This window comes from Mesorhizobium sp. AR02 (genome assembly GCF_024746835.1).
In the GTDB taxonomy this organism is placed as follows: domain Bacteria; phylum Pseudomonadota; class Alphaproteobacteria; order Rhizobiales; family Rhizobiaceae; genus Mesorhizobium.
This window is the reverse complement of sequence record NZ_CP080530.1, coordinates 877903-903775: the sequence shown is the minus strand read 5'-3', so window position 1 is coordinate 903775 and position 25873 is coordinate 877903. Positions and strand designations below refer to the sequence as shown.

The window sequence follows — 25873 nt, the reverse complement described above, 5'->3', positions numbered from 1 at the left end:
ACGCGTCGGACTGAACCGCGAGGGTGACTGGGCGGAGGACCGCATCGACCGTCGCCCGATTTGACTGAGGATTTCAGAGGGCGAGCATGGTGTCGGGCGTCAGCAACACAATCCGCCCGTCCTCCTTGGCACGCTCTTGGACACCTGCCTTGAAACCGGTGCGCGCGTATAGGACGAAGTGGCGATCTTCCACGCCACGACCATAGTCGGTTCTTCCGGCGCGCTCGATCAGTGTCGCGAGGACATCCGCCCCGATCATTCCGCGGCGCCACTTGCACTCGCCGTATAGCATCGATCCGTCCAGCAAGCGTCCGGCTACGTCAATGTCATATTCGGCACCCCAGATTTGACCGATCTCCTGGGCCGGAGACGGAAGAGCCTCCTGCGCATGGCGGCGGGCGTGCCCTCGGCAGATTTCCTCGAACGCGCCGCCCATATACTCGTTCAGCCGCGGCACCACTTGGTGCCGCCAAATCTCGGGACCGAAGCCCTGCATTACACTTGACATGTTCGGCCGAACGAACCGATGCCAGAAGGCAACAAGCGGATCATCCACGAAGTAACGCGTGTCCCGTGACTTGGGGTTGGCGTCGAGGGAATGTACGGTCCGAACCAGCCGCATGCGCTCGAGCCGCTTCATGTAGGGGCTCAGCGAAACGGAATCCTTGATGTCCCGGAGACGGCCGCCGATTTCCCCGAGTTTGGTGCAGCCGTCCGCGATCGCCGCCAGGATGCTGGCGTAGCGTTGGGTCTCCCGAAGTTCCGATTGGAGCAGGACGTTCGGCTCGTCTACCAGCGCCCCAGTATCGGCGAGCAGCAAATTGGTGACGTTCTCCTCGAGACTTGCGCTCGGATCGCAGAGCCTTAGGTAAAAGGGGATACCACCGAAGATGGCATAGGCAAAAATACGATCCGCAGCAGGGTAATCCGGGAAGAACCCGGCCGCGTCCCGCAGCGGCAGCGCCTTGACTTCCAGGGGTAGGGTTTGGCGCCCGTAGAGTGGGTTCCTCTCGGCCAGCAGATCCTCCATCTGGGCAATCATCGACCCGCAGAGCACCAAGTTCAGCTTGCCCTCGGCGGCGACGACCGCGTCCCAGAATTTTTGGATGATCGATGGTAGCGCCTGGTCGCCCTCGACAAGGTAGGGGAATTCGTCCAGGACGACGATCAGCCCAAGCGTTCCCTCGGCCTTACGCGCGAGGTATGTCAGCACGCTCAGCCAATCGCCGAGGCCGTCCAACAGGGGATCGGCGCCGAGCGAGCGGGCGATTTCCGCCTTGAAGCCCTCCAGATTCAGAGTGGGGGTGACACGCGTCGCTTGATAGAGAACGTGGGGACGGTCCTTGGCAGCTTCCTTAAGCAGCGCGGACTTCCCGATCCGGCGCCGTCCATATACCACGAGCAAAGAGGGCCTAGCGAGGGAGAATTCCTTGCGGAGGCGGGAGAGCTCTTGGGCGCGACCTACGAACATTAGCGTAATCCTGATTACGGTAATCAAGGTTACACTAATCCGAGTGGCCAAAGCAAGGGCGGTCAGGCAGCTTGGTAAGTAAAAAGCACCGAAGCCGGGACAGGCCACTGGAAAGACACCGCTCTCAAAGCGCCAAAATCCCGGCCGATGGGTCCGCTGGGCCTGGTTGGTCGAGGAGGACTATGGCCAGAAGGCAGATCGCCTTCTGGCCGATCCAGCCGGGACTCGACCGCTTCGCGGATCGCCCGCGGATCGGAATTGGCTCGCGACGCCTGCCAGACGATCGACTGCACCGTTGCCAGCGTGTTCTTCACCCGATGGTTCAATTCGTCGATGAGCATTTTGGATTGCGCCTGCTCCTCCTTGTGCCTGGTCAGATCGACGAAGGAGGTAAAATACTGGACGATGGCGCAGGACGATGGCGCCGCTCTTGTCGTGCACAGGACTGGCAAAAAGGCCCGCCCATAATTCGCCAAGGCTCCCGCCACCGGATGGATCACGCTACGCCGCCCGCGGCGCGCGCGAGGTGAAGGTGTTGCCCTTGTCACCGACACGCTGGTGCCGTTCTTATCGCTGATGACCTCGATGTTGGCCTCCAGCTGCTTGACCAGCGCCTCGACAATGGCGGTTCCCAGGCCCGCACTTGCGACGATGCTGGCGGGCTTGCCGACGCCATTGTCTTGCCGTGATGCACGTAACCCCTGGCTTCTGCCGCGGTCGCACGGGTGCCGTTCTGGTTGCGGCCTTGAATGCATCGCGGCACGATACGTTCGACGCTGAACCGGCCGTGAGGGCGAGGGGGCCACAAACGCAAGACGGTTCGCGGCGAGATACAACGGCAGTCGGCGCGTTGTGTTGATGTTGGGCTAGCAATTGCGAGCGAAGAATTCCGGCATTCGGCAGCAACGGCCATCCGGCACCGGTACCTGCTCTACCCCCAAAGTACCGAAAGCGGTGCCGCATGGAGGCGCTCTCCGAATGGGACAATCTTATCGTGGTCGTACAGCACCACTCCAGAGACAAAACGATCTCCGCATGCTTCTGCCAGCATTCGCAAGCCCTTGAAATCTGAGCTTGTGACTGTGGCTGCTGCCTTTATCTCAATCCCTGTCACTCGACCTCTCCTGTCCTCTATGACGATATCGACCTCGTGGTGCTGCTTGTCCCGAAATTGAGAGAACTCGAAACGGTCGTCAGCCCAACTTGCAAGCTTGAGAATTTCGGCGAATACGAAAGTTTCCAGCAATGCTCCGAACTTTCCGCGGTCACTCCTAATGTGATCAGGCGATAAATCCCGGAGCGCGGCGAGGAGGCCGGAATCCAGGAAGTGGATTTTCGGAGTTTTCGTAAGCCGCTTGAGTTTGTTGCTGAACCAAGGTTGCAAGGTTCGAACCAGAAAAAGGCTTTCGAAGATGTCCACGTATTTCCGTGTCGTGACGTGATTCATTGCGAGCGAGTTGCCGATGGCAGAATAGTTCACTAGCTGCCCAGAATGTTCGGCAAGCACGCGGAGGAGCCTGGGCATTTGGCTGATTTGATCAACCTGAGCTATGTCGCGAACGTCCCGCTGGACGATCGCCTCTATGTAGTCCGCATACCAGTCCTGCCGCCGTGACCATGATGGGCGCCGTAGCGCCTCTGGGTAGCCCCCTGCAAGAACAGCGCCGACGAGATCTCCGCCGAGGACTGAATTTTTAACTGCGGCTATTTTGTTTTGAAACAGGTTTTCGAGAAAGCTCGGTCTATTTTCATGAATTTCGCTCTGTGCCAGAGGCAGCAAACGAACGATCTCCATACGTCCAGCGAGTGAATCCGCGACACGGGGAAGCGTCATCAAATTGGCGGAACCCGTAAGAAGAAACCGTCCCGCACGCTGATCGGCATCCACGCTTTCCTTGATCGCGAGCAGAAGTTCTGGAGCACGCTGGATTTCGTCGATTACTGCTCGGTCAATGCCCCTTACGAATCCGACGGGATCCTGTTGCGCCGCCTCAAGCGTAGTCGCGTTGTCCAAAGTAAGATACGCAACGTCAGCGCCCGCCATCCTTCTCACAAGGGTCGTTTTCCCGGATTGGCGAGGGCCAGCAACCAAGACGACACGAGTGTCTGAAAGCGCATCCTTGATGCGTTGCTCAACGAAGCGGGGGTAATCAGCCATCGTTCCGATCTCCTGACCGGTTGAAATTTCAGTGGTGACCGATAGAAATTATCGGCGTGACTATTTGAAAGTCAAGGTGAGACCATTTGAAAGCCACTCAACCGCAAAGCGAGTGGCAGGGGCACTGGTGGCGGTTGCTACCTGATGTGATGGCGAAGAATTCGACCATTCGCTGGAACGAGATGATTGCGGCATGGGCTGCGACATCAAACCCGAGAAGCTATCGGAGAGCGAGGATGAGGCAGAAAACGCCACCAAAAGATTCAACGGTTCAACTCATTGATTGGCAATGGCTTTCTCGATGTTTGATAAGGGTCGGTGCAGACATGGCCCTTCGCGCCTGCTGTGGACTTCCAATGCTTGGCCAAAGTTCCTCGAACTATCTCGCATCCAGGGCTCCTCGCAAAGGCGTGGGCCGAGGCGTATGCCCTAATTCATCTTGAGCTTTCGCCACTGGGGCTTAGGGCCGCCTTGGGTAACCCCTCAAGGGTGCAGCTATTGGCTTCCGTTTGAATCGTGACTACGCGAGCTGGCGCTGCGACCCGGTAGCGGACCCTCCAACGTCCGCAGTGGGGTCGGAAACAGCATTATCCCGAACCGGGTGATTATCCCTCTGACCCCTACTAAATTGGTCCGCTTCTTGCAGCAAGCATTTCTGGCAGAGCCCGGCGTCTATCCGGGCGATGCGATGGGGATGAAATTGCTGGAGGAAGCAACATGGCAGCTGCCGAAACCTTATATGACGTCATTCGTCGCCAAGGGATCACCCGGCGCAGTTTCACCAAGTTCTGCAGCCTGACGGCCGCGAGCCTCGGCTTCGGCCCGGGTGCCGCGACAGCGATGGCAGAAGCACTCGAAACCAAGGAACGCGTTCCCGTCATATGGATGCATGGGCTCGAATGCACCTGCTGTTCGGAGAGCTTCATCCGCTCGGCCCATCCGCTCGTCAAAGACGTCGTGCTGTCGATGATCTCGCTCGACGGTGCTGTCACATTGATTGAGGGGTAAGGAAATTGAGGTAGCAGCGCGCCCATGACCATGACCGTGAGTGCACCGACCTACAAGAACCACCGCTATCCGATCGAAATCGTGGCCCGTGCTGTCTGGCTCTACTTCCGCTTCAATCTGAGCCTGCGCGATGTCGAGGAAATGCTGCTCGATCGCGGGATCGTCGTTTCCTACGAGACCATCCGCCGATGGTGCCGAAAGCACGGCCCTGATTATGCGCGCCGCATACGCCGCAAGTCGCCGACGAAAGACGATGTCTGGCATCTGGATGAAGTCGTGGTGCGCATCAACGGTCAGAAATGCTGGTTGTGGAGAGCGGTTGATCAGGACGGATATGTGCTCGACGAGATTGTCCAGACGCGTCGCAACACCAAGGCCGCCGGGCGCCTGCTGACGCGACTTCTGAAGAAGCAGGGTCTGCCGCCAAAGCGTATGATCACAGACAAACTGCGCTCCTACGGGGCGGCCAAACGCCAGCTCATGCCGAACGTGGAACACCGCTCGCATAAAGGCTTGAACAACCGGGCGGAGAATTCTCACCTGCCGTTCCGAAAACGGGAACGAACGCGACAGGGTTTCCGGTCGGTCGGCTCATTGCAGCATTTCGTGTCGATCTTCTCCGCCGTCCGAAATCTCTTCGTCCCATCCCAGACCAACCGCTCCGCAGCACAAATTCGAACCCATCGACGCCAAACCATGGCCGCGTGGGAAGCCGTGAGTGCACGGCCTGCCTGAAAAGCGCGGTATCGGCCTCACGCGGCCACATTTCAGACAACGTGACAACGCCGAGCCTGCCTATAACGGGCCCCGTGCCGTCGTCGCGCTTTCCGAAGAAGTCCTCTGCCCACGGCAACCAGAGCGTCCTATCGAGGACAAAGCATGTTGCCTGCGGCATTCCGAATCACATCCGAGATGAGGGGTTGCCACCTAATGCGTGGGCAGGCAGGAGTGGCGCGCCAACGGCACACGGCCGTACATATGCAATGCAAAATAGTACGAGGAAACCGATGCAACACCTCACCCGTCGTCATGCCCTCTGCGCGCTCGCTGCCCTTTTTGGTGGACAACACGCCCATGCTCAAACTTCTGTACAAGGCGGGCCTGATTCAACGCCGGAGCCCACGAGTTCTTTTGGAGGGAAACAGAAAGTCACGCTCGGCAGGCCGACCACGTTCGAAGCGCATCCTTGGCACGTCGAACTCATTATTGACGGGCAGGTGTGCGGTGGAACGGTGATCGGAAAGCGATGGATCCTCACAGCGGCGCACTGTTTAGAGGGTGCAACAGTCGACCAGGTCCAAGCCTTTGTTAGGGGTGGCCATTCGTTAGATGTAAAGCAGCTTATTCCTCACGAAAAATATAACGACAAGACATTGGAGCATGATGTGGCGCTCGTGCGGGTGCACAGTACGCGACCCGCAGTGGCCATTCGCCTTGCTACCCCCAGGACGCACATTCGTATTGGCGAGGACCTTACCGTGACGGGTAAGGGAGCTACAGGATATAAGGGAGAGCCATCAGACGAGCTCCTAGAGGGCAAGGTCCCGTACGTCGACAACAAAACGTGCAGCCGCAAATATAAAAGGATAAGGATCTTTCCTGGGAACATGTGCGCCGGAACCGAAAGCGGCTGGACCGATGCTTGCCAAGGGGACAGTGGAGGTCCTCTGACCAAAGGCCATGGCAAGAACGCCATCTTGGTTGGAATTGTATCGCATGGGCACAAATGCGGAAAGACATACGGTGTGTATACGCGCGTGTCGTCTTATCACGAGTGGATCATGAACCGTATCGGTGACTGAGGCGGCGAGTCGGGATGCGTGCAGGATGGAAAGTTCACGTTGCCGCGTCTATCTGAACGCGCAGAATGTCCAATTAACCGGAGTTCGGCTTAACAGGTATCCTCACCATGTCCCATGAATGCTGTGCAGGCTAAGAAGAAAAGCCCGCCGCGTGTGCAACTGTCCGAGGAGCAAGCGGCGGGCTTCGCGTCCAAGAGAGAGGGTGGCGGCTCCCTTGGGATGCGTGAAAACAGCGACCAGAGATTCTTGTGGCGTTGTCACGTTGTTTGAAATGTGGCCGCGTGAGGCCGACACCGCGCTTTTCAGGCAGGCCGTGCACTCACGGCCTGCCACGCGGCCATTGCCTGGCGTCGATGGGTTCGAATTTGTGCTGCGGAGCGGTTGGTCTGGGATGGGACGAAGAGATTTCGGACGGCGGAGAAGATCGACACGAAATGCTGCAATGAGCCGACCGACCGGAAACCCTGTCGCGTTCGTTCCCGTTTTCGGAACGGCAGATGAGAATTCTCCGCCCGGTTGTTCAAGCCTTTATGCGAGCGGTGTTCCACGTTCGGCATGACCTGGCGTTGGGCCGCCCCGTAGGAGCGCAGTTTGTCGGTGATCGTACGCTTTGGCGGCAGACCCTGCTTCTTCAGAAGTCGCGTCAGCAGGCGCCTGGCGGCCTTGGTGTTGCGACGCGTCTGGACAATCTCGTCGAGCACATATCCGTCCTGATCAACCGCTCTCCACAACCAGCATTTCTGACCGTTGATGCGGACCACGACTTCATCCAGGTGCCAGACATCATCTTTCGTCGGCGACTTGCGGCGTATGCGGCGCGCATAATCAGGGCCGTGCTTTCGGCACCATCGGCGGATGGTCTCGTAGGAAACGACGATCCCGCGATCGAACAGCATTTCCTCGACATCGCGCAGGCTCAGATTGAAGCGGAAGTAGAGCCAGACAGCACGGGCCACGATTTCGATCGGATAGCGGTGGTTCTTGTAGGTCGGTGCACTCACGGTCATGGGCGCGCTGCTACCTCAATTTCCTTACCCCTCAATCAATGGTAAGCGCTCATTTCCCCGCACATTGACGGCCCTTGCAACAACTGATCGCTTTCAGACGGACGCGTCGGGTCAGGCTGCGGCGGCTTTGAGGAAGTTGAAGGGCAGGAGATCGTCGATAGCCACGTTCTCGGGGCGCTGAGGCAGTTCAGTGAGGACGTGGCGCAACCACGCTAACGGCTCGACGCCACAGGCGCGGCAGGTTAACATCAGGCTGTAGACGATGGCGCTGGCCTTGGCTCCGTCGACAGTATCGCTGAACAACCAACTCTTCCTGCCAGTTGCAAAAATCCTGATGTCGCGCTCCAGAAGATTGTTGTCGATCGGCATGCTGCCGTCCTCGGTGTAACGCGTCAGATATCCCCATTGGTTCAGGGTGTAGGAGACGGCGTCGCCGAGCTTGCTGTCCGGCAAGACTTTGGGGCGATGTCGTCGAGCCATGCCTTGAGAGCATGGAGGATGGGGACACTATGTTGCTGGCGGAAGCGGCGAATGCAGTGATCTCGCGTTTCGCCGTCATCGGGGATTTCGTTCCGCGCCTGCCTTTCAACTCGGTAGAGCTGTTCGAAGAACCGGAGTGCCTGTTCCGGCGGCCCGCCGCCTTTCTTCCTCGCCTTTAGGGCATCGACGAAGCGCCGCCTGGAATGGGCCATGCATCCAAGATGCGTTGCCCCTTCCAGCGTGCGCCAGGCGGAATAGCCGTCGCTCATCACGATGCCGCGGTAATCGCCGAGGAAGGCCTGCGGGTGTATCTGGCCGCGGCCCGGCTGATATTCGAGCAGCACGATCGGCTCGTCACTGTCCTGGCCGCTCCGGTATGCCCACATGTACGAGGTGCTGGCGGCCTCTCTGTCCATTTCCTTCAGCACCTGGACCGTGGTCTCGTCACCATGGATGAGGGGCTGCGATCTGAGCCGCAGCTTCAGCGCGTCATAGATGCGGGAGAGATGCTTTTCGCTCGAGCCGATCACCCAGTGGCCCAGAGCGCCTCGGCTGACAGGAACGCCGGCGCGCTCGAATGCCTGCGCCAGGCGGTAGAGCGGTGTGCCGTCGACATACTTATGAACGAGCGCGAAGGCCAGCGTCGAGGCCGTAGCGATGCTGCCCGGCAAAGGTTGCGTGGGCATCGGCGCGGTCACGACCGGCGTGCTGATCCCGGTGCGGTCGCAATGACGGCAAGCATATTTGAACCGCACATTCTGCAGGACCTTCGCCTTCACCTCGATATGAAGTTGCTCGGTAACGGTCTCGCCCATGCGATGCATCTGGTGACGGCAGCAAGGACAAGCCTTCTGGGCGTCGGGAAGGTCATACTCGACACGCTCGCGCGGCAGGTTTTCCGGCAAGGCCTTGCGGCCGCGCTTCTTTCCCGTCGCCCCTTCGCTCGCCGGCAAGCCCGTGTCCGGCAGGACAACGACATCGCCATCTTCGTTGTCGGCGGCGTCCTCATCCGCGGCCTGTTCGGCTTCATTGAAGAGGCGGTCAATGTGTTTTTCACTGCGCGGCGCAAAACGATGCAGTCGTGCAAGCGCCAGCTCTTCCTCGAGTTTGACGACGCGTTCGGTGAGTTGACGGTTCTCCGCCCGAAGCGCAGCAATACGCGCCATCAACTCTTCAACAGTCGGTTCGCCGGGTCGATTCATCAGATTCTTGAATCGAAAGCATGCCGGCGCGTCAATCGCTCAATTCGAGAGCCCTCAACCGGCAACCTGATATTGCCGCACCGGATGGCGGACCATCGCATCGATATCGATGCCGTCGAGGATCCAGTGCAATTGCTCGGTCGTAAGCGTGACCACCGCTGCCTCCCGGCGCGGCCACCGGAACTTGTCCTCGGTCAGCCGCTTCAGGACCAGCACGAAGCCGGACCGGTCAAAGAACAAGAGCTTCATCCGGTCGCGACGGCGATTGCAGAAGGCAAAAACCGCTGGAGCAAACGGATCGAGCGCCATCGTCTCTTGGACCAGAACCGCAAGGCTGTTGATGCCGGCCCGGAAGTCGATCGGCTCGCGGTGCAGGTAGACTTTCAGGTCAGCGCCCAGTCTGAACATGACCCAGTGCTCCGATGGTCGCCGTCAATGCATCCACATCACCGCATTCCAGCGTCAACTTCACGCCGTTCGGCAGTGACGCGCTCACCTTGGCTGGAGAGGAAAAAAGCGCAGCCCTTTTGGCTTCCGACCCATGCACTTCATCACAGGTCGCCGGCAAATCCACCGCAGCCATGCTGCTCTGTCGCAGCAAGACCCGATCGGAAGTGCTTTCAATCTGAACCGGGATGAACGCCGGTGATGAGGACGGCGGGAGGGACTGGGTCTCAGTGCGCTTCTTTATCCACTTCCGAAGAAGGTTCGCATTGACCCCATGTTCGAGCGCAAGCCTCGATACCGACACGCCAGGCTCAAGGCAGGCCGAGACAAGACGGTCCTTCGATGCAGGGTCGTATCGGCGTCGCCCGTTCCGACCAACAAGCCTTACCTGCAATTTCTGATCATCTTCTTCCATCACAAGGTGTCCACCTATTTGGGTGGACACCTCATGCATCAGAGCACTCAACAGCAAAAGGTGCGGGGAAATTCGCGCTTACAATCAATGTGACAGCACCCGCAGGTCACCAATTGGGAGACAGAGCGCTACGGCGTGTTCGTGCAGACGAGCATCAAGTTCAACTGAGAGAGCAAGAACCGAGGAGAGCGGCGATGCCACTCCAGCTCATTTGAGACCGGTAACTTCTCTGGGGTTAGGCGGCGCGCAGGAGAGGCGGTTTGGGCTTGAATAGTGGTGGCACGTTCGGCTCTGGCTGTCGGAACGGTGCCCGCAATCGATTGCGAAGCTCGCCGTTGAGATCTGCCGTCCTGACCTGCATGAGCATGTGAGCCCCGTGGAGCGACCACCGCATCTGCTGTTTCTTGACCATCCGCTTGCCGACAAGTGAATTCACCGCCGATTCAGCCAGAGTCGTTGCGACGCGAAGGCCGGCTTGGTAGCGCTTGCCATAGTTGACGATCGCGCCGCGGTTCGAACGGATATAGGTCAGGAGCTGCAAGCCGAGGCTTTGAAGTCGGGCGATGGAGAACTCGCTGTCTCCTTGCGAAGCCTTCACCCTCTCCAAGAGTTGCTCCAGATCGGTGATCGCGCGATCGACCCGCCCATGCCACAGGCGCCACTTCACCGCTCTGATGTCACGGTCGATTGCGGGAAGCGCTTCAGAGAGACCCGATCGGGATCGAGCCATATGATCGGCGATCTGCTGCATCGGCTGGACCTTCATGGCGATGTGGAACCAGTCGATGATGTGGGCCGTCGGCTTCGGCATTGCGCGGGTAGCCGCTTCAGGATTTCGGCGCCGTCCGAAATCACCGTCACATCGCCAAAGCCGCGGTAGCCCACTTCCCAAAGAGCATGAAGAGCGCGATCCCGGATTGCCCGTTGGTCGGTGCTGCTGGTCACGAAATAGCGACCGCCACCTTCGCCTCGTCCGCCGCGGCCGCATCGGGCGACAACGAGCTCGAAGTTGCGCGCTGAATTGGAATCGGCGCTGCGAACATGCGCAGTATCGATGCTGATGACGAACTCTTTGCGGTGATCGCCGGGAAGCTGCATTTCAAGCTGGCGTCGTTCGTCCGTTTGCGCCCTTGCGTGCAATTCTTCCTCAGCAACCTGATCGTCGAGCCGTTCGCCAATCCTGATGGTTCGCTTGCGCACGGTGGCATGCGTCTCGGTCGGCTCAACGGGCAGGAATTCGGCAAGCACTCTCGCAGCCTGCCGGTACGGCATCATGCTCCCCAGCCGCGCCGTCAGTTCCATCAGCTCGGATGTCGCTCGATCCGGGCAGATCTCCCGCAGCGGCGCAAAGGCATCGACCATGCCTGGGTAACAATCCCGACACAGCATCCAACGAGGATTGCGCACCTCCACGATGCCAAAGACAGTCCGGATCCGTCGCGTCGTGTAGTCGTTGACCGGCCGAAACCTGTGGCAATCCGGGCAGACCCGACGAAAGAGGGAATACGTCTCCGCCTCATGGTTCACGACCGCGCTCTGCAGCGCCGCCATGATGGTCTTGCTGTCCTCGATCGACAGGCCGAGGTCGCCGTCAAACAGACGTTCCCAGCTCTTGTCGATGCGGACCGCCTTCCGGCAAACGTCTCCGAACTCGTTCCTGCCCTCGATCGTGATCGTCCATTCCACCGCCATCGCTTTCCCTCCGAACAAAGCGGCGCTCATGGACTACGCGGGCCTAACAACCTGTATTCGAGCCCAGAGAAATTACCGGTCTCATTGAGACTCAGGGGCATTGAATCTCATGCTTAGGTACAGTGGTCGCGATAAGTCGGCGCAATCTTACATTTAAGTGCAGTGCGACATCAACTCCACCAGTTGAAAAATAAACCAGAATATATTTTCAAATATATTTTTGTATATCTTTCCAATTCTTGCTAGCTAAATATCAATGGCATAACGCCTTTGATATAAAATAAACAGATATATTATTAAATATACCCTGCTCCTCTTGTCTTAGACACCATATGAGGTATCTACAGACCCAGGCCTTCCACTCAACTTTACATTCAAAGGAACATCGTCATGCCTGAACCCGAACGCTTTGTGTGGCAGAAACTTCGTCGCCATTTCAACACCGATGATTTGACAGCTCTCGTGAGCTCCCGGTGGGAGTTTAACGCACATCTCCTGCCGGATCTTCAATCCCTTATTGAGGACCTAATCGCACCTCGGTCCCCTGAGCTCTTGGCTTCCACCAAATGGTCGAGTTTTTGCCGATGAAGCTGTCAGACTTGACCACTTCCGAGGGAAAACACGTCGTGCAACTGGCGCCCGTCCAGCGTCAGGGCATCGACATTGGCGAAGATGAGCCATATCCTTCGATTAACAACGGTATTTGGCTGATAGCGATCGACGACGACATGCCTGCAGCAGTCATGCTGTCGAAGTTCCTTACCCGCTATGGGCCAATGGTCCAGGTCGAAATAGGTCATCTGCCTAATGAGCTGGGCCATGCCTTCGCCAAGCGCTTTCTGCGCACAATCCAGGCGCAGGGCAAGAGCTATTACCGCAACAAGGCTGTCTCCTTCGAGTCCACTGAATTCGGGGGCACGCAGGAAACAATGCGGGTGCACAAGCTTCCTGCTGTAAGCCGGAACGACGTAGTGCTTTCCAAGGCGACTATGGCCCAGCTCGATACGCACATCTTCGATTTTGTTAAATGCCGGGAGGAGTTGAAGCGCCTCGGCCAATCGGGGCGCAAGGGTATTCTTCTCCACGGACATCCTGGCACCGGCAAGACCCATGTCGTCCACTATATTGCTGCCAACCTGCCCGAGCACACTAAAGTTCTGGTCGCAGGCGCACCACCACAGATTATCGCAGGTTCACGCCCTGGCCTTGACACCCGGGGCGATCGTCACCGGCGGTGCCGCGGCGTGCTGATCGGATCATCCGCCGTCGCTGAGCCTCTCGCCGCCGGTTCAGTGGATCTCTCGGGTCCGCCATCCCTACAAAAATGACGGCTCCGCGACACCGTTTGTCGGGTTTGTCAGGTCCGCGCCACAGGCTTGGTGAGCCGATGTGTTGTTTTGCCGCATGCTAAAGAGCTGAACAGCAAGCATAAACGCGGCTCCGCGATCAACACGACCAACATGATCAACACAACCAACATAAGGAATCTACCATGGCGATGAACGCGGCGATTGCGGACGTGAGGGATGGGGCGGCCGTAGATCGGCTGGACGGCATCGACCTTGCTCGCGGCCTGGCTGTCATAGGCATGTTTGTCGTCCATGTCGGGGGTCCCATTCCCGACGAAGGACTGGTCAGGAATCTGATGGAACTAACCCAGGGGCGGTCGTCCGCCCTGTTTGCCGTATTGGCCGGTTTTTCGATCATCCTGATTACCGGTCGCAAGGAGCCGAAGTCGGGGGAAGCCGGCAGACAGGCCATTGACAGAGTCGCAATTCGTGCCCTTGTTTTACTCGCGCTTGGCTCAATCCTGACCTGCCTCGATACGAACGTCGAGGTCATCCTGGAATACTACGGAATCTGCTTCTTGTTGGTCCTGCCGCTCCATCGGCTCAGCGCACAGCAACTCGGCTTGCTCGCTGCTGGGACCGCATTAGTTCTCCCGCAAGTGTGGTTCCATCTTTTGTCAATGTCTGGCCCCAAGGGCGCGTCCTTCGACCCGGTGTTCAAGCTCATGGTCAGCGGCGATTATCCCGCTTTAACCTGGGTTCCTTTTGTGATCGCAGGCATGGCCATCGCGCGCCTTAGCCTTAATACGCAAGCAATGCATTGGCGCCTTGGTCTAGCGGGGGTCGCGCTGGCCGTGTTGGGCTATGGGGGATCCTGGCTCGCGCTGCGTTTGCTGCCTAGCGTAAGCGCCGAATTGGCCGATTTGCGGGAACTTGGCCAGACTCCCGTCCTCTGGTGGATGAACGCGGACGCTCCCTACACAGCGAGTTGGCTATGGGTTGCCGCACCTCACAGCGAGACGACGTTCTCGATCCTGGGCAACACCGGTTGCGCAATGATTGTCATTGCGGCTTGTTGGCTCGCTATGGATGCGCTCCCGCATCTGCGAAAGCTGGTCTGGCCAATAATCGCGGTCGGCTCGATGCCTTTGACGGCCTATGTGCTGCACATTGTGGGAATAGCCTATTTTAAAAATCTGGTTGGCAGAGACGGGAGCCTGTCCATACTCTTTGGCTTCGTCGTGGTTATCAGCACTTTCGCGGTGCTTTGGCGGCGCGTCTTCCAGCGAGGACCGATGGAAATGCTGATGGTTAGGATCGCAGATCTCGCGCGTCACATCCGCTGAGCACCGCAGCGCCCCGGCCTCCCGATCACATTACGGACAGAAAAAGCTGGGGAGGCCAATCAAAGCCGAGCATGCGAACCAGGACGCGCATGGTCGCGGTTAATAGTTATCTTTTGCGTTCAGGGAGCCACGACGCCTGGGTCGGCTGATGAACACCGTCCGTTCGCGCATGTGAGGTCGAACTAATTGGCGGCGAAGGGGAGGCAGGCTCATCATCCAACAGTCGCCAGATTTCCGCTGGCTCGAATGCCAACAGCGGCCGGAGCTCCGGCGGCAAGCTCAGCCGGTCTTGCAGCGCCTGCCGATCGGCGACGAGGTTGTCGAGGTGCAGCGGCTCGTGGTCCGGCCGCTGCCCGTCCACCAGTCGTTGAACCAGCGCCCGCGTGCCGTCCACCACAAAGACGCCGCAATCATAACGGTTCGGCTGTCTGGCCATGCGGGCTGGCGCCAAGGTGGCGTTCAGCAGCCCTGCGAGCTGTCTTGCAGGCGCGTCGTTGTATCCCTCTCGCTGGAGGGAGTCGTAGTGATAGGCGACCGGCCTTTCCCGGTTGCTGCGATCAACCAGCAGCAGCGACCAATGGGTGCCGAGGCTATGCTCAGTGGCATTGTTCACGGGCAGGAACAGGAAATCGGCTGTGTCGTTGCCATCCTGATCATAGACAATGCGGTGCAATGCGTATTCCCTATCGATTTCGCTGAAACCGCGCAAGCGCAGGGGACCATTGGCTATGAGGGGATCCACCAACTGCGTCTGGCCGGCGAGCCTCGGATCGATCCCCCGCAGCCGCTCCTCCAGCAAATCGTAATCCCTCTGGATATGGTCGGTGCTCAGCCACTCGTCGGCGCCAAGCACCGACCCCACGGGGACATTGGAAGAGGCTGTCGGATGCGACGCCCCGATCTGGGCATCGGAGGAGGTGGTGGTTGGCCTCGTCAGATCAACCACTGGAAGACCGCGGTAGGTTTCTGGCAGCCTAGCGGTTGCTGGCGAGGCGGGTTGGGTAGTTCTTGCCGGTGGCGCTGCCGCTGGCGCAGCTTCACTCATCGGCAAAAGTTGCCCGCGACGGATGAGCTGAACGTCATCGGGCCCTCCCGGCCTGAAGACGGCGGCGGACCCTGTCCCTTGCATCATGGGCTGCCACTCCGTCTCGCGGAGCATCTGCCGCCGCTCCAACTCCTCGCTCAACCACGCCATAGCTTCGTCGTCCGAGGAGGCCGGCAGCGGAGAAAGCGCCAGCGGCGAGCCGGGCTGTCGAGCGCCCTGGTGATGACCCGGTACTGGCCCGGGCGGATTGGGATTAACCGCTGCCTCAAAATCGCCGTAGGCGTCTGAGCGAGCCCTGACATAGTGCACTGGCGCTGCTTCCGACGCTGGCCACATACTCCAATCAATGTTGAGCGGCATCTGCAGCGACCAGGTTGACGTGGACCTGGCAGGTTCCTGCCGTCCAGCTTGGATTATGTCCTGCGCCAGCTCAGGGGGAACCTCGGACCATGGTGGGCCGTCTTCAACCATCAGATCCTGATCGTAACCTTCCGGGCGGACCAATGGCCAAGTAGCAGGTCCCTGCTGCGCAGCGGCGTCCCCGACGGCCGTCGCGACCGCATGCGGCGCCGCGGCGTCTTCGTACCCGCTCCCCTGCATCATCGGCCGTGCCTCCCATGGCGATGCACCCAGTTGATGGGTGGGGCCCGGCGTCAGCAGGCGACCGCCTGACTTAGCGATCCCGTTCAGCTGCGGCTCTGCAGCAAGGCCTTGCGGAACGTCCAGGGTCCTCTGCCTCTTCGCTGGCCTCAACCCAGCTGTGTCATGCTCATCGTCGATGAAGGCCTCCTCGCTTGGCAGGAGGTTGCTCGAGGCAGGTGCACCCATCAGCTCGTTCCGGGACCGCTGGTGATTGGACTCTCCGGGTTTCGGTGCCTGGTCATGGCGCGCGGCGGGCTCTAGAAATGACGACGGGCCAGGTGCGTCCATCAGCCCCAAACGCATATCCTGATCGTGCGCTTTCGCAGGAAGCTCTTTTGCCAAACTGCCAGCCCGGTGCGACGCGCTGTGCTGCGCAGCGGCGTCGCCGACCCGCCTCCGCTCCATCGGTGCCGCGTTTTCGGAGTTGATGAGCGTCACGTTCTGGGGGGGGGGAGGATTCAGCTTAGCGCGGCCTGCGATCGGCACGACGCCCGTCGACCGCAAGGTCCGGAGATGACCTATTGCCGCAACGAGTTTCCTGGGATCACCCTTTCTGATGAACTCGAGCACCTCACCGCCATCGCTCAGCGACTTGCTGTCGAGCCGAGCAACAAGGCTCGGTTTGTGATTTGCGAAGAGCCAGCCACCAAACCGGCGAAGAATACTAACATTGTTCTTGACGGTGAGTTCGGCGACACCACCATTGATGAGAGCCTGCTCAAGGCCCAAAATAAGAGAAGCATCCTGGGGATAGAGAGGCGGCTGCGGCCGAGGCTGCTGCTTCCTGCGAGGCCGAGCTGACTGAGCCGGCTGCGGTGCCGAAGACGACAGCCCGGGTTCGTCCATCAGCTCCAAACGCACATCCTGATCGTGGGCTGCCGCAGCAAGCTCCTTTGGCCAAGCGCCAGCTTCCTGCGACGCGCTGCGCTGCGCAGCGGCGTCGCCGACCCGCGTCGGCTCGATCAATCCCGCGTTCTCGGGATCAGGAACGAGAGGAATGTGGCGCTCGCGCTCAATCGCTTTAGCGCCGGTGTCCGATTGTCGCAGATAATTCAGTGCGGAACCGATCCTTGGATCACCACCGGCGTCCTTCCTATAGCTCTTGACATCTCCATTCAACGCCTTGCCGGAAAGCCGACCAGCAATGCTCTTCTTATTGTTTTGACGCAGGTAGTCACTGAAGCTCCTGAGAGCAGTTGCATTCCTTTTGCCGGTCTGTATCGCTGCTTTGTCTCTGTACTCTTTGATGAGAGCGGCGATGAGAGCCGCGTCCTCCGGATGCGGAGTCAACTCAGCGCGGCCTGCGATCGTCGCGATTCCGCCCGTCGACTGCGAGGTCCGGAGATGATTTATTGCCGGAAGGAGTGTCTTGGGATTACGCTTTCCGATGAACTCGCGCGCATCCTCGGTCAGCGACCCGTGGTCGAGCCGATCCTTAATGGGATCTTTGTTGTTTGCGAAGAGCCAGCGGCCAAAGCTGAGAAGAGAACCTACATAGTCGTTGGCGGTGTGCTCGGAGGCGTTGCCCTTGATGAGGGCTTCCCTGAGGCCCGAAATAAGCGGAGCATCCTGGGGATAAAGAGGCTGGTTCCTTCGAAGCCGAGCTGACTGAGTCTGCTGCGGCGCCGAAGACGACGGGCCGGGTTCGTCCATCAGCTCCAAACGCACATCCTGATCGTGGTCTGCCGCAGGAAGCTCCTTTGGCCAACTGCCAGCTTCCTGCGACGCGCTGTGCAGCGCAATCGCCTCGTCGCCCCGCCTCGGCTCCATCAGTGCCGCGTCCTCGGGATCAGGAACGGGGGGAATATGGCGCTCGAGCTCCATCGCTTTAGCGCCGGCGTGCGATTCTCGGAGATGAGTCAGTGCGGAACCGATGCTCCGATTACCATCGGCGTCCTCCTTATAGGCCTCGACATCTCCATCCAACGCCTTGCCGGAAAGCCGACCAGCAATGCCCTTCTTGTTGTTTTGACGCAGGTAGTCACTGAAGCTCCTAAGAGCGTTTGCATCACCTTTGCCGATCTGCGTCGGTGCTTTATCCCTGTACTCTTTGATGAGAGCCGCGTCCTCCGGATACGGAGTCAACTCAACGCGACCTGGGATCGGCACGATTCCGCCCGTCGACTGCGCGGTCCGGAGATGACCTATCCCCGTAAGGAGTCTCGCGGGATCGCCCTTTCCGATGAACTCGCGCGCATCATCGGTCAGCGACCCGTGGTCGAGCCGATCCTCAATGGGATCTTTGTTGTTTGCGAAGACCCAGCGGCCAAAGCTGAGAAGAGAACGTACAGTATTCTTGGCGGTGTGCTTGGAGGCGTTGCCCTTGAGTAGGGCGTCCTTAAGCCCAAAAACAAGCGGAGCATCCTGAGGATAAAGAGGCTGGTTCCGAAGCCGAGTTGACTGAGCCGGCCGCAGCGCTGAGGACGACGGGCCCTGTTCGTCCATCAGCTCCAAAGGCACATCCTGATCGTGGGCTGCCGCAGCAAGCCAACTGCCAGCTTCCTGCGACGCGCTGTGCTGCGCAATCGCCTCGCCGATCCGCCTCGGGTCCATCAGTGCCGCGTCCTCGGGATCAGGAACGAGGGGAATATGGCGCTCGAGATTCATCGCTTTAACGCCGGCGTCCGATTTTCGAAGATGAGCCAGTGCGGAACTGATGGTCTGATCACCGGCGTCCTCCTTATAGTCCTTGACATCTCCATCCAAGGCCCCGCCGAAAAGCCGACCAGCAATGCCCTTCTTGTTGTTTTGACGCAGGTAGTCACTGAAGCTCCTGAGAGCAGTTGCATGCCTCCTGCCGCTATGTGTCGGGGTTTGGTTTCTATACTCTTCGATGAGAGCCGCGTCCTGAAGATACGGAGTCAACTCAACGCGGCCTGGGATCGGCACGACGCCCCCCGTCGACTGCGAGGTCCGGAGATGACCTATTGCCGTAAGGAGTCTCGCGGGATCGCCCTTTCCGATGAACTCGCGCGCATCCTCGGTCAGCGACTGCTTGTCGAGCCGATCCTTAATGGAATCTTTGTTGTTTGCGAAGAGCCAGCGGCCAAAGCTGAGAAGAGAACGTACATAGACATTGACGGTGCACCCGGAGGCTTTGCTCTTGATGAGGGCTTCCCTGAGCCCCAAAATAAGCGGAGCATCCTGGGGATAAGGAGACTGGTTGCTGCCAAGCCCCGTTGACTGAGCCGGCGGCGGCGCCGAGCCGGCCGGCATTGCTCCACCACCTCCATCTGAATTGGCGATCGCGCTCAGTTGCCGCTCAAATGCCGCCGCACCTGCGGACGGAGCCGCACGTGAGCTCTCTTGCAGGCCGGTCCTGTTCGATTGTCCGCGCACCCGCTTGGTCGAGGTGAAATCCATCCGTTCTCACTTTCAGCAATACAAGCCCGTTTGAAGCTGGGCTTGGATCTGACATAGGGAAGCTGTCGAGAACCTGACGACAACGTGCCCGCCAGGACAGCATGGCGAGCGCGTCCTAGCCGCAGCTTTAGTATGGTCTCACAATGATCTCACGCTCTCTTCGAGGTTGATGAGTCTGCCAAGCGGAAGACTGGCAATGCCAGAACGGAGTCATTACGCGACGGCACTTGATATTGCAGTGCAGCAAGCGTAGAGGACCGCGCGCTTATCGGAGTGTCGTCCATGGCCCTTACCAATACTGGTAGTGAGGCAGAACCCGTCGAACAATCGAGCCATTCGGAAGTCGAGCAGCACAGCACCAAGGTTCTGATGCTGGGCGCGCTCGGTGTCGTCTATGGGGATATCGGTACCAGCCCGATCTACGCCTTTCGCGAGGCGCTGGTGGCGTCGTCGGGCGGCAATGTCGCCCAGCGCGGCGATATTCTCGGCGTTCTGTCGCTGATCATCTGGTCGCTGACGATTATCGTCACCATCAAATATATCATGTTCGTGCTGCGCGCCGACAACCGCGGCGAGGGCGGCGTGCTGTCGCTGATGGCGCTGGCGCAGGGCAGTTTTCCGAAGCGCTCGGCGCTGATGCTCGGCATCGGCATCGTCGGGGCATCGCTGTTTTTCGGTGACGCCGTCATCACGCCGGCGATTTCGGTGCTGTCGGCGGTCGAGGGCATGAATGTCGTCACGCCGACCTTCCAGCCTTATGTCGTGCCGCTGACGCTGGTCATCCTTGCCATGGTGTTTGCGGTGCAGCGCTTTGGCACGGGCGGGGTGGGGTTGGTGTCCGGCCCGGTGACCGCAGTATGGTTCCTGGCCATTGGCCTTTCCGGTCTCAACCACATCATCGCCGATCCTGAAATCCTGTGGGCGGTGAGCCCACACTACATCGTCGCCTTTCTGATTAATTCGCCCGACGTCGCCTTCGTTACCATCGGCGCCATCTTCCTCGCGGTCACCGGCGCCGAAGCGCTCTATGCCGATCTAGGCCATTTCGGCCGCAAGCCGATCGTGCTCGCCTGGCTGGCGATCGTGTTTCCCTGCCTGCTGCTCAATTATGCCGGGCAAGGCGCCTTCGTGCTGGCAAAGAACGGCGTGGTCGGCCATCCGTTCTTCGAGATGAACGAGGGCTGGACGCTGATCCCGATGGTCGTGCTGGCAACGGCCGCGACGGTGATCGCCAGCCAGGCGGTCATCTCTGGCGCCTTTTCGCTGACCAGGCAGGCGGTGCAGCTCAACATGCTGCCGCGCCTGGAAATCCTGCACACATCGGAAAGGCAGTCCGGCCAGATCTACATGCCGCGCGTCAACCTCTTGCTGGCGCTGGTGGTGATGATGCTGGTCGTCGGTTTTGGTGAGTCCAGCAAGCTGGCGTCGGCCTATGGTATTTCGGTGACCGGCAACATGCTGGTGACGACGGTGCTGCTCTATGTCGTCATGACGCGCATCTGGAAATGGCAGCTGTGGCTGGCAGTCTCGCTGACGGCGCTGTTCGGCTTCATCGATGTCGGCTTCTTTGCCTCCAACATCGTCAAGGTGTTCGAGGGCGGCTGGGCTTCGCTGGCCGCGGCCTTCACCATTGTGCTGGCTATGTGGACGTGGTTGAGGGGCAGCCGCTATCTGTTTGACAAGACCCGTCGCAACGAGATCCCGCTCGATTTCCTTGCCGGCAATCTCTTGAAGAAGAAGCCGCAGCTGGTGTCCGGCACCGCCGTGTTCCTGACCAGCGACCCGCTCAGTGCACCGACCGCGCTGATGCACAGCCTGAAGCACTACAAGGCGCTGCATGAGCAGAACGTCATCCTTTCGGTGGTGACGGCACCTCAGCCTGTCGTGCCCGACAGCGAGCGCGTCAAGATGGAAACGGTCAACGAGCTGTTCATGCGAGTGACGTTGACGTTCGGCTACATGGAGCAGCCCAACATCCCGCGCGCGCTGGCGATCTGCCGCAAGCAGGGCTGGAAGTTCGACATCATGACGACATCGTTCTTCCTGTCGCGGCGCTCGCTCAAGGCTTCGCCCAATTCCGGCATGCCGGTTTGGCAGGACAAGCTGTTCATCGGGCTGGCGCGCACGGCGGCCGACGCAACGGAGTATTTTCAGATCCCGACCGGACGTGTCGTCGAGATCGGGTCGCAGGTGACGATTTAGGGCATGCTGCGGTTGAGCAGAATCAAATTGGAATTCACGAGGGTGTAAATGCTGGCGGGCGGAGGCCAGCATCGGATAGCGACACCTTATTCAAGATGATGGAATGGTGAGCGACTCAGACGAGGGATGGCCACCCTCCTGAACGGTCAGTGTCGGTGCCCATCATCAAGATTTTGATATCAACGTTAGCAGCAGCCGAGCCGGGATTGGCCCCTGATGGTCCGAAACAGCGGAGGAGGCCTACAGCGCCAATGCCCTCTTGAGATCATCACGCATCAAGGCGCGCTCGCCTCGGGTTCATCTACCGATCGGGCGGCCACCGCCTTGGCAACATCGCGCCAGATCGCAGTCACGTGGCGACATCCTTGATGATCGTTGGCGCCTGCGCGAGTGTGAGCGCGAAGAACTCGGACGCGCAAGAATTGGATCGTCACATCGCCGCACATATTCGGTCGGAGCGGGCAATGGCTTTGATATGCTCCGGTAGCTCGGCATTCCGGTCTATCAAGACTCGCCGCCAAGGGCGCAGGCTTCAAGAAGGCGAAGATCGCGGTGGCGTGCAAGCTCGCCGTTATCCTCCACGCCATGTGGAAGACGAACGAGCCGTTCCTCCACTCTGCTGCTGCAGCCTGAGGAGGAGCTTTCGATTCCCTAACAACTCCAATTCCCGAGATGCGTCCTTGCCGGGACGCTGCACGGATGAGGTCGCTCCCACGCATGCGGTCCAACGGAACCGCGAACACCACTTCGACCCACCCGTTCCAACGCAAACAAGCGGCGATCCTTGCGATCGACCCCGGAGAGAACCCTGAGCCCGGCACGCGCTGCATCAACGAGGAGAAAGGAGCCCGTTGACAAAGGCGATTAGAGAACCTGATGGGACACGACCCGAGATGGAGTAGCCTGCCTGCTCATAGGGACCGGTCTGTTCAGGGTGTGTGTCGTCAGCAGGCTTGCTCGGGCGGTCGGATCCATATAGCTCGGGGCGACAGAGGTAGCGCCAGACGTTCAACCGTCGTCCGCCGCGACTTCCTGCGCAATTCGTGTCTAACAAGGAAGAAACTATGAGGCGGCAGACTCGACCGTTCACTGTGGAGATCAGACAGAAGCGCAGTTCTCAAAAACGGGGTCGTTCCCTCTGGAGCGATGTCGATCTCTCCGCAGCAATGGCCGAGACAACAAGGGAACTCAAGGAGATGGAGTTGCCAAATCGTCGCCTTGTTGACTCTAGTGTCGTAGCGCTTGATGCTGAACACATGCACATACCGCGAGCGGAGCACCTCATGGCAAATCCCCTGGACGCTGAATCAGTAAAAACTGCAACGGAACCGGCAGCCAAAGTGGAGACGCCTAAAAAGAAGAAAGCCCCACGGTCGCGGAAGGCGAAGGCTGAGCCTAAGCTGCCTGCTCGGAAGAATGGCGCCAATACGGCGTCTCAGACGGAGGAAGCACCAGCAGCGGCCGTGCCGACCAGGCGGAAGATCTACTCTGAAAGGGATCGCGCCCAGAAGCTCGCGCAGATCGAGAAGTCTATCAGTGGCGGCGCCACTCACAAGAACGCCGTAAAGCAGGCCGGCATCTCGGAACAGACCTACTACCAATGGAAGAAGGCTGCGGCGCCTGCATCGGATGGTGACAATCTGAAGGACCTGGTCGCGCTCGAGGAAGAAAACAAGCGACTGAAGAGCCTACTCGCGGAACGCCTGCGCAAGGAGAACACGGAACTGAAGAGGAAGCTGGGGCTGTAATAACGCTGAATCGCAGATCCGAGCGACAGCCTATTCTTCGCCGACGCGCAATCTGAGAGCTCATGGGCACGGGTCTGAGCGTCGGCACTTGCTGGTCTGAGGGAACACGATCGGCGGTGGTGCCGGAAAGGCCAGGCCAGGTGAAGCGGCGGCTGCGCGACCGCGCGCCAACCCGAATTTGCTCAATTGGTCGAGCTCGTTTTTCGCCTGCTAATCTGATCCAGGACGGGCTCAAAGTGCACGTCAACAACGACGTTCGAAAGGCACCGAGTCCTGCGCTGCCTTACCGAGACCGAGAGGCGGAGGAGGTCCTCGTCGACGGCGCCAGATCTACCAGCTCAGCGATCAGATACTTGGCCGTGTCGATGAAATCGACAGTTCGTTGCCGTCATCCCGCAATCTGGCGATCGAACTGAGTGTGATCCGCCCGGATCGCAAGGATTGCGCCAGGCATTGCAGGGCTATCTTTGGCGCACCCGAACGTTGAGCTGCGACCTTTGAGCAGATCGAACTGGATTTTTGCGCGCGCCTGCTGCTTGATCCAGCCGACCGATTCTTCGTGGAGAACCCGTGCTACAGGACGGCGCGTCAAATCTTCGCCAGCACAGGTGCATCGCCGATCCCGATTGCTCTCGATGGTGATGGTCTTGAGACGGATCAACTGGCAAGCTTCGAGGCGCGGCTGGCCTATGTCACGCCTCACATTAGTTCCCGCTGGGCGGCGTTATGCCGATCTCGCGCCGGCATCAGCTACTGGACTGGGCGCGGCGCAACGACGCCTATGTGATAGACGGACGATTACGACAGCGAGTACCGCTACGACATCAATCCGGTGCCCCCACTGCATAGTCTGGAGCGCGGCAGCAATGTCATTTATCTGGGTACGATTTCAAGACGCTCTTACCCATGTTGCGCATCGGCTATCTCGCGTTGCCGCCGGATTTGCTGAAGGTCTTCGCGATAGCCAAACAGCTGTTGGACAGGCTTTCTCGGATGACCGAGCAGCAAGCACTGGCCTCTCTTATCGAGGGCGGCGCCTATGGAAGTCAGTGCGCCGCGTGCGCCGCTGAATGGTGAGTGCCGAGAGACTCTGCTGAACGCCCCTCCGACACGGGTTCGGACACAGGATCGCTATTGAGGGCGCCGATGCCGGGCTGCATGTTGTCGTCTGGTTCAAGGGTAAACGCTCATTTCCACGCACGTTGACGTCTCTTGCGATGCCCGATCGCCTTCAGACGGACGCATGATGTCGGATCAGGCTGCGGCGGTTTTGGGGAAGTTGAAGGGCAGAAGATCGGTGATATCGGCGTCTTCGGCGCGCTGAGGCAATTCGGTGAGGACGCGGCGCAACCACGCTAAGGGCTCGACGCCGCAGGCCCGACAGGTCAACATCAGGCTGCAGATGACAGCGCTGGCCTTGGCTCCTTCGACGGTGTCGCTGAACAACCAACTTTTTCGGCCAGTGGCAAAAATTCTGATGTCACGCTCCAGAAGATTATTGTCGATCGGCATCCTGCCATCTTCGGTGTAGCGCGTCAGATACTCCCACTGGTTCAGGGTGTAGGATACGGCATCGCCGAGCTTGCTGTCGGGCAAGACCTTCGGGGCGATTTCGTCGAGCCATTCCTTGAGAGCATTGAGGATGGGGACGCTGCGTTTCTGGCGAAAGCGGCGAATGCAGTCGGCCTGCGTTTCACCGCTGTCCGGTTTTTCGTCCCGCGCCTGTCTCTCAACCCGATAGGGCGTTGTCACGTTGTTTGAAATGTGGCCGCGTGAGGCCGACACCGCGCTTTTCAGGCAGGCCGTGCACTCACGGCTTCCCACGCGGCCATTGCCTGGCGTCGATGGGTTCGAATTTGTGCTGCGGAGCGGTTGGTCTGGGATGGGACGAAGAGATTTCGGACGGCGGAGAAGATCGACACGAAATGCTGCAATGAGCCGACCGACCGGAAACCCTGTCGCGTTCGTTCCCGTTTTCGGAACGGCAGATGAGAATTCTCCGCCCGGTTGTTCAAGCCTTTATGCGAGCGGTGTTCCACGTTCGGCATGACCTGGCGTTGGGCCGCCCCGTAGGAGCGCAGTTTGTCGGTGATCGTACGCTTTGGCGGCAGACCCTGCTTCTTCAGAAGTCGCGTCAGCAGGCGCTTGGCGGCCTTGCTGTTGCGACGCGTCTGGACAATCTCGTCGAGCACATATCCGTCCTGATCAACCGCTCTCCACAACCAGCATTTCTGACCGTTGATGCGCACCACGACTTCATCCAGGTGCCAGACATCATCTTTCGTCGGCGACTTGCGGCGTATGCGGCGCGCATAATCAGGGCCGTGCTTTCGGCACCATCGGCGGATGGTCTCGTAGGAAACGACCATCCCGCGATCGAACAGCATTTCCTCGACATCGCGCAGGCTCAGATTGAAGCGGAAGTAGAGCCAGACAGCACGGGCCACGATTTCGATCGGATAGCGGTGGTTCTTGTAGGTCGGTGCACTCACGGTCATGGGCGCGCTGCTACCTCAATTTCCTTACCCCTCAATCAATGTGACAGCACCTCATCGC

15 protein-coding genes and 4 pseudogenes are annotated in these 25873 nt (G+C 59.3%); 8 read left to right on the top strand and 11 right to left on the bottom strand.

Features of this window, described 5'->3' with window-relative positions:
* Positions 1 to 73: 73 nt before the first annotated feature.
* From DBIPINDM_RS04245 to DBIPINDM_RS04235, 3 genes are all read right to left on the bottom strand, one after another.
* Positions 74 to 1471, bottom strand: a complete 1398-nt coding sequence (locus DBIPINDM_RS04245; protein WP_258580860.1) for an ATP-binding protein — start codon at positions 1469 to 1471, stop codon at positions 74 to 76.
* A 62-nt stretch (positions 1472 to 1533) separates the two neighbouring features.
* Positions 1534 to 2226: an HWE histidine kinase domain-containing protein gene (locus DBIPINDM_RS43305; protein WP_318036875.1), complete on the bottom strand. Its 693-nt coding sequence runs from the start codon at positions 2224 to 2226 to the stop codon at positions 1534 to 1536.
* 176 nt (positions 2227 to 2402) lie between these two features.
* On the bottom strand, positions 2403 to 3629 hold the full coding sequence (locus DBIPINDM_RS04235; RefSeq protein ID WP_258580859.1) for an ATP-binding protein: 1227 nt from the start codon (positions 3627 to 3629) through the stop codon (positions 2403 to 2405).
* Between the two features lie 717 nt (positions 3630 to 4346).
* On the opposite strand from DBIPINDM_RS04235, the pseudogene DBIPINDM_RS04230 reads away from it, so the two are divergent.
* The 3 genes and pseudogenes from DBIPINDM_RS04230 to DBIPINDM_RS04220 form a co-directional block, all read left to right on the top strand.
* Positions 4347 to 4610 (top strand): annotated as a pseudogene (locus DBIPINDM_RS04230) (twin-arginine translocation signal domain-containing protein); the annotation flags it as partial.
* 51 nt (positions 4611 to 4661) lie between these two features.
* Positions 4662 to 5372, top strand: a complete 711-nt coding sequence (locus DBIPINDM_RS04225) for an IS6 family transposase (protein ID WP_258580858.1) — start codon at positions 4662 to 4664, stop codon at positions 5370 to 5372.
* Positions 5373 to 5644: 272 nt separating this feature from the next.
* On the top strand, positions 5645 to 6439 hold the full coding sequence (locus DBIPINDM_RS04220) for a serine protease (protein WP_258580857.1): 795 nt from the start codon (positions 5645 to 5647) through the stop codon (positions 6437 to 6439).
* Between the two features lie 302 nt (positions 6440 to 6741).
* Here DBIPINDM_RS04220 and DBIPINDM_RS04215 read toward each other — a convergent pair whose 3' ends face one another.
* The 5 genes and pseudogenes from DBIPINDM_RS04215 to DBIPINDM_RS04195 all read right to left on the bottom strand — a co-directional run bounded on the left by DBIPINDM_RS04215 (position 6742) and on the right by DBIPINDM_RS04195 (position 11682).
* Complete coding sequence (locus DBIPINDM_RS04215; protein ID WP_258580856.1) at positions 6742 to 7446, bottom strand: IS6 family transposase; 705 nt, start codon at positions 7444 to 7446, stop codon at positions 6742 to 6744.
* Between the two features lie 111 nt (positions 7447 to 7557).
* Positions 7558 to 9128, bottom strand: a pseudogene (tnpC, locus tag DBIPINDM_RS04210) (IS66 family transposase).
* A 54-nt stretch (positions 9129 to 9182) separates the two neighbouring features.
* Positions 9183 to 9536, bottom strand: coding sequence for an IS66 family insertion sequence element accessory protein TnpB (tnpB, locus tag DBIPINDM_RS04205; protein ID WP_014761846.1), 354 nt, complete (start codon positions 9534 to 9536; stop codon positions 9183 to 9185).
* Positions 9517 to 9990, bottom strand: a complete 474-nt coding sequence (gene tnpA, locus DBIPINDM_RS04200; RefSeq protein WP_258580855.1) for an IS66-like element accessory protein TnpA — start codon at positions 9988 to 9990, stop codon at positions 9517 to 9519. Before tnpA ends, tnpB begins: the two co-directional genes overlap by 20 nt.
* Before the next feature lie 235 nt (positions 9991 to 10225).
* Positions 10226 to 11682: pseudogene (locus DBIPINDM_RS04195) on the bottom strand (ISKra4 family transposase).
* A 566-nt stretch (positions 11683 to 12248) separates the two neighbouring features.
* Here DBIPINDM_RS04195 and DBIPINDM_RS04190 point away from each other — a divergent pair.
* Both DBIPINDM_RS04190 and DBIPINDM_RS04185 read left to right on the top strand, forming a co-directional pair.
* A complete protein-coding gene (locus DBIPINDM_RS04190) occupies positions 12249 to 13010 on the top strand; it encodes an ATP-binding protein (protein WP_258580854.1) in 762 nt (253 codons plus the stop codon).
* A 164-nt stretch (positions 13011 to 13174) separates the two neighbouring features.
* A complete protein-coding gene (locus DBIPINDM_RS04185; RefSeq protein ID WP_258580853.1) occupies positions 13175 to 14317 on the top strand; it encodes a heparan-alpha-glucosaminide N-acetyltransferase domain-containing protein in 1143 nt (380 codons plus the stop codon).
* Between the two features lie 106 nt (positions 14318 to 14423).
* On the opposite strand, the gene DBIPINDM_RS04180 is transcribed toward DBIPINDM_RS04185, so the two are convergent.
* Entirely contained in the window at positions 14424 to 19367 is a 4944-nt protein-coding gene (locus DBIPINDM_RS04180; protein WP_258580852.1) for a C48 family peptidase, read from the bottom strand.
* A 282-nt stretch (positions 19368 to 19649) separates the two neighbouring features.
* Between DBIPINDM_RS04180 and DBIPINDM_RS04175 the strand changes: the two genes are divergently transcribed.
* The 3 genes and pseudogenes from DBIPINDM_RS04175 to DBIPINDM_RS04165 all read left to right on the top strand — a co-directional run.
* On the top strand, positions 19650 to 21569 hold the full coding sequence (locus DBIPINDM_RS04175; RefSeq protein WP_258580851.1) for a potassium transporter Kup: 1920 nt from the start codon (positions 19650 to 19652) through the stop codon (positions 21567 to 21569).
* Between the two features lie 1283 nt (positions 21570 to 22852).
* Positions 22853 to 23317 carry a transposase gene (locus tag DBIPINDM_RS04170; protein ID WP_258580850.1) on the top strand — a complete coding sequence of 155 codons (465 nt, stop codon included), beginning with the start codon at positions 22853 to 22855 and terminating at the stop codon, positions 23315 to 23317.
* Positions 23318 to 23737: 420 nt separating this feature from the next.
* Positions 23738 to 24492, top strand: a pseudogene (locus DBIPINDM_RS04165) (PLP-dependent aminotransferase family protein); the annotation flags it as partial.
* 79 nt (positions 24493 to 24571) lie between these two features.
* Here the strand turns inward: DBIPINDM_RS04165 and DBIPINDM_RS04160 are convergent.
* Both DBIPINDM_RS04160 and DBIPINDM_RS04155 read right to left on the bottom strand, forming a co-directional pair.
* Positions 24572 to 25141: an IS66 family transposase gene (locus DBIPINDM_RS04160; RefSeq protein WP_258580849.1), complete on the bottom strand. Its 570-nt coding sequence runs from the start codon at positions 25139 to 25141 to the stop codon at positions 24572 to 24574.
* On the bottom strand, positions 25111 to 25815 hold the full coding sequence (locus DBIPINDM_RS04155; RefSeq protein ID WP_258580848.1) for an IS6 family transposase: 705 nt from the start codon (positions 25813 to 25815) through the stop codon (positions 25111 to 25113). The genes DBIPINDM_RS04160 and DBIPINDM_RS04155 overlap by 31 nt, the downstream gene beginning before the upstream one ends.
* Positions 25816 to 25873: the final 58 nt, after the last annotated feature.

Bases quoted from the DNA above. Each gene is read 5' to 3' on its own strand.
- DBIPINDM_RS04245 (WP_258580860.1), bottom strand. From the start codon at position 1,471: ATGTTCGTAGGTCGCGCCCAAGAGCTCTCCCGCCTCCGCAAGGAATTC.
- DBIPINDM_RS43305 (WP_318036875.1), bottom strand. From the start codon at position 2,226: ATGCATTCAAGGCCGCAACCAGAACGGCACCCGTGCGACCGCGGCAGA.
- DBIPINDM_RS04235 (WP_258580859.1), bottom strand. From the start codon at position 3,629: ATGGCTGATTACCCCCGCTTCGTTGAGCAACGCATCAAGGATGCGCTT.
- DBIPINDM_RS04225 (WP_258580858.1), top strand. From the start codon at position 4,662: ATGACCATGACCGTGAGTGCACCGACCTACAAGAACCACCGCTATCCG.
- DBIPINDM_RS04220 (WP_258580857.1), top strand. From the start codon at position 5,645: ATGCAACACCTCACCCGTCGTCATGCCCTCTGCGCGCTCGCTGCCCTT.
- DBIPINDM_RS04215 (WP_258580856.1), bottom strand. From the start codon at position 7,446: ATGACCGTGAGTGCACCGACCTACAAGAACCACCGCTATCCGATCGAA.
- tnpB (WP_014761846.1), bottom strand. From the start codon at position 9,536: ATGTTCAGACTGGGCGCTGACCTGAAAGTCTACCTGCACCGCGAGCCG.
- tnpA (WP_258580855.1), bottom strand. From the start codon at position 9,990: ATGGAAGAAGATGATCAGAAATTGCAGGTAAGGCTTGTTGGTCGGAAC.
- DBIPINDM_RS04190 (WP_258580854.1), top strand. From the start codon at position 12,249: ATGGTCGAGTTTTTGCCGATGAAGCTGTCAGACTTGACCACTTCCGAG.
- DBIPINDM_RS04185 (WP_258580853.1), top strand. From the start codon at position 13,175: ATGGCGATGAACGCGGCGATTGCGGACGTGAGGGATGGGGCGGCCGTA.
- DBIPINDM_RS04180 (WP_258580852.1), bottom strand. From the start codon at position 19,367: ATGGATTTCACCTCGACCAAGCGGGTGCGCGGACAATCGAACAGGACC.
- DBIPINDM_RS04175 (WP_258580851.1), top strand. From the start codon at position 19,650: ATGGCCCTTACCAATACTGGTAGTGAGGCAGAACCCGTCGAACAATCG.
- DBIPINDM_RS04170 (WP_258580850.1), top strand. From the start codon at position 22,853: ATGGCAAATCCCCTGGACGCTGAATCAGTAAAAACTGCAACGGAACCG.
- DBIPINDM_RS04155 (WP_258580848.1), bottom strand. From the start codon at position 25,815: ATGACCGTGAGTGCACCGACCTACAAGAACCACCGCTATCCGATCGAA.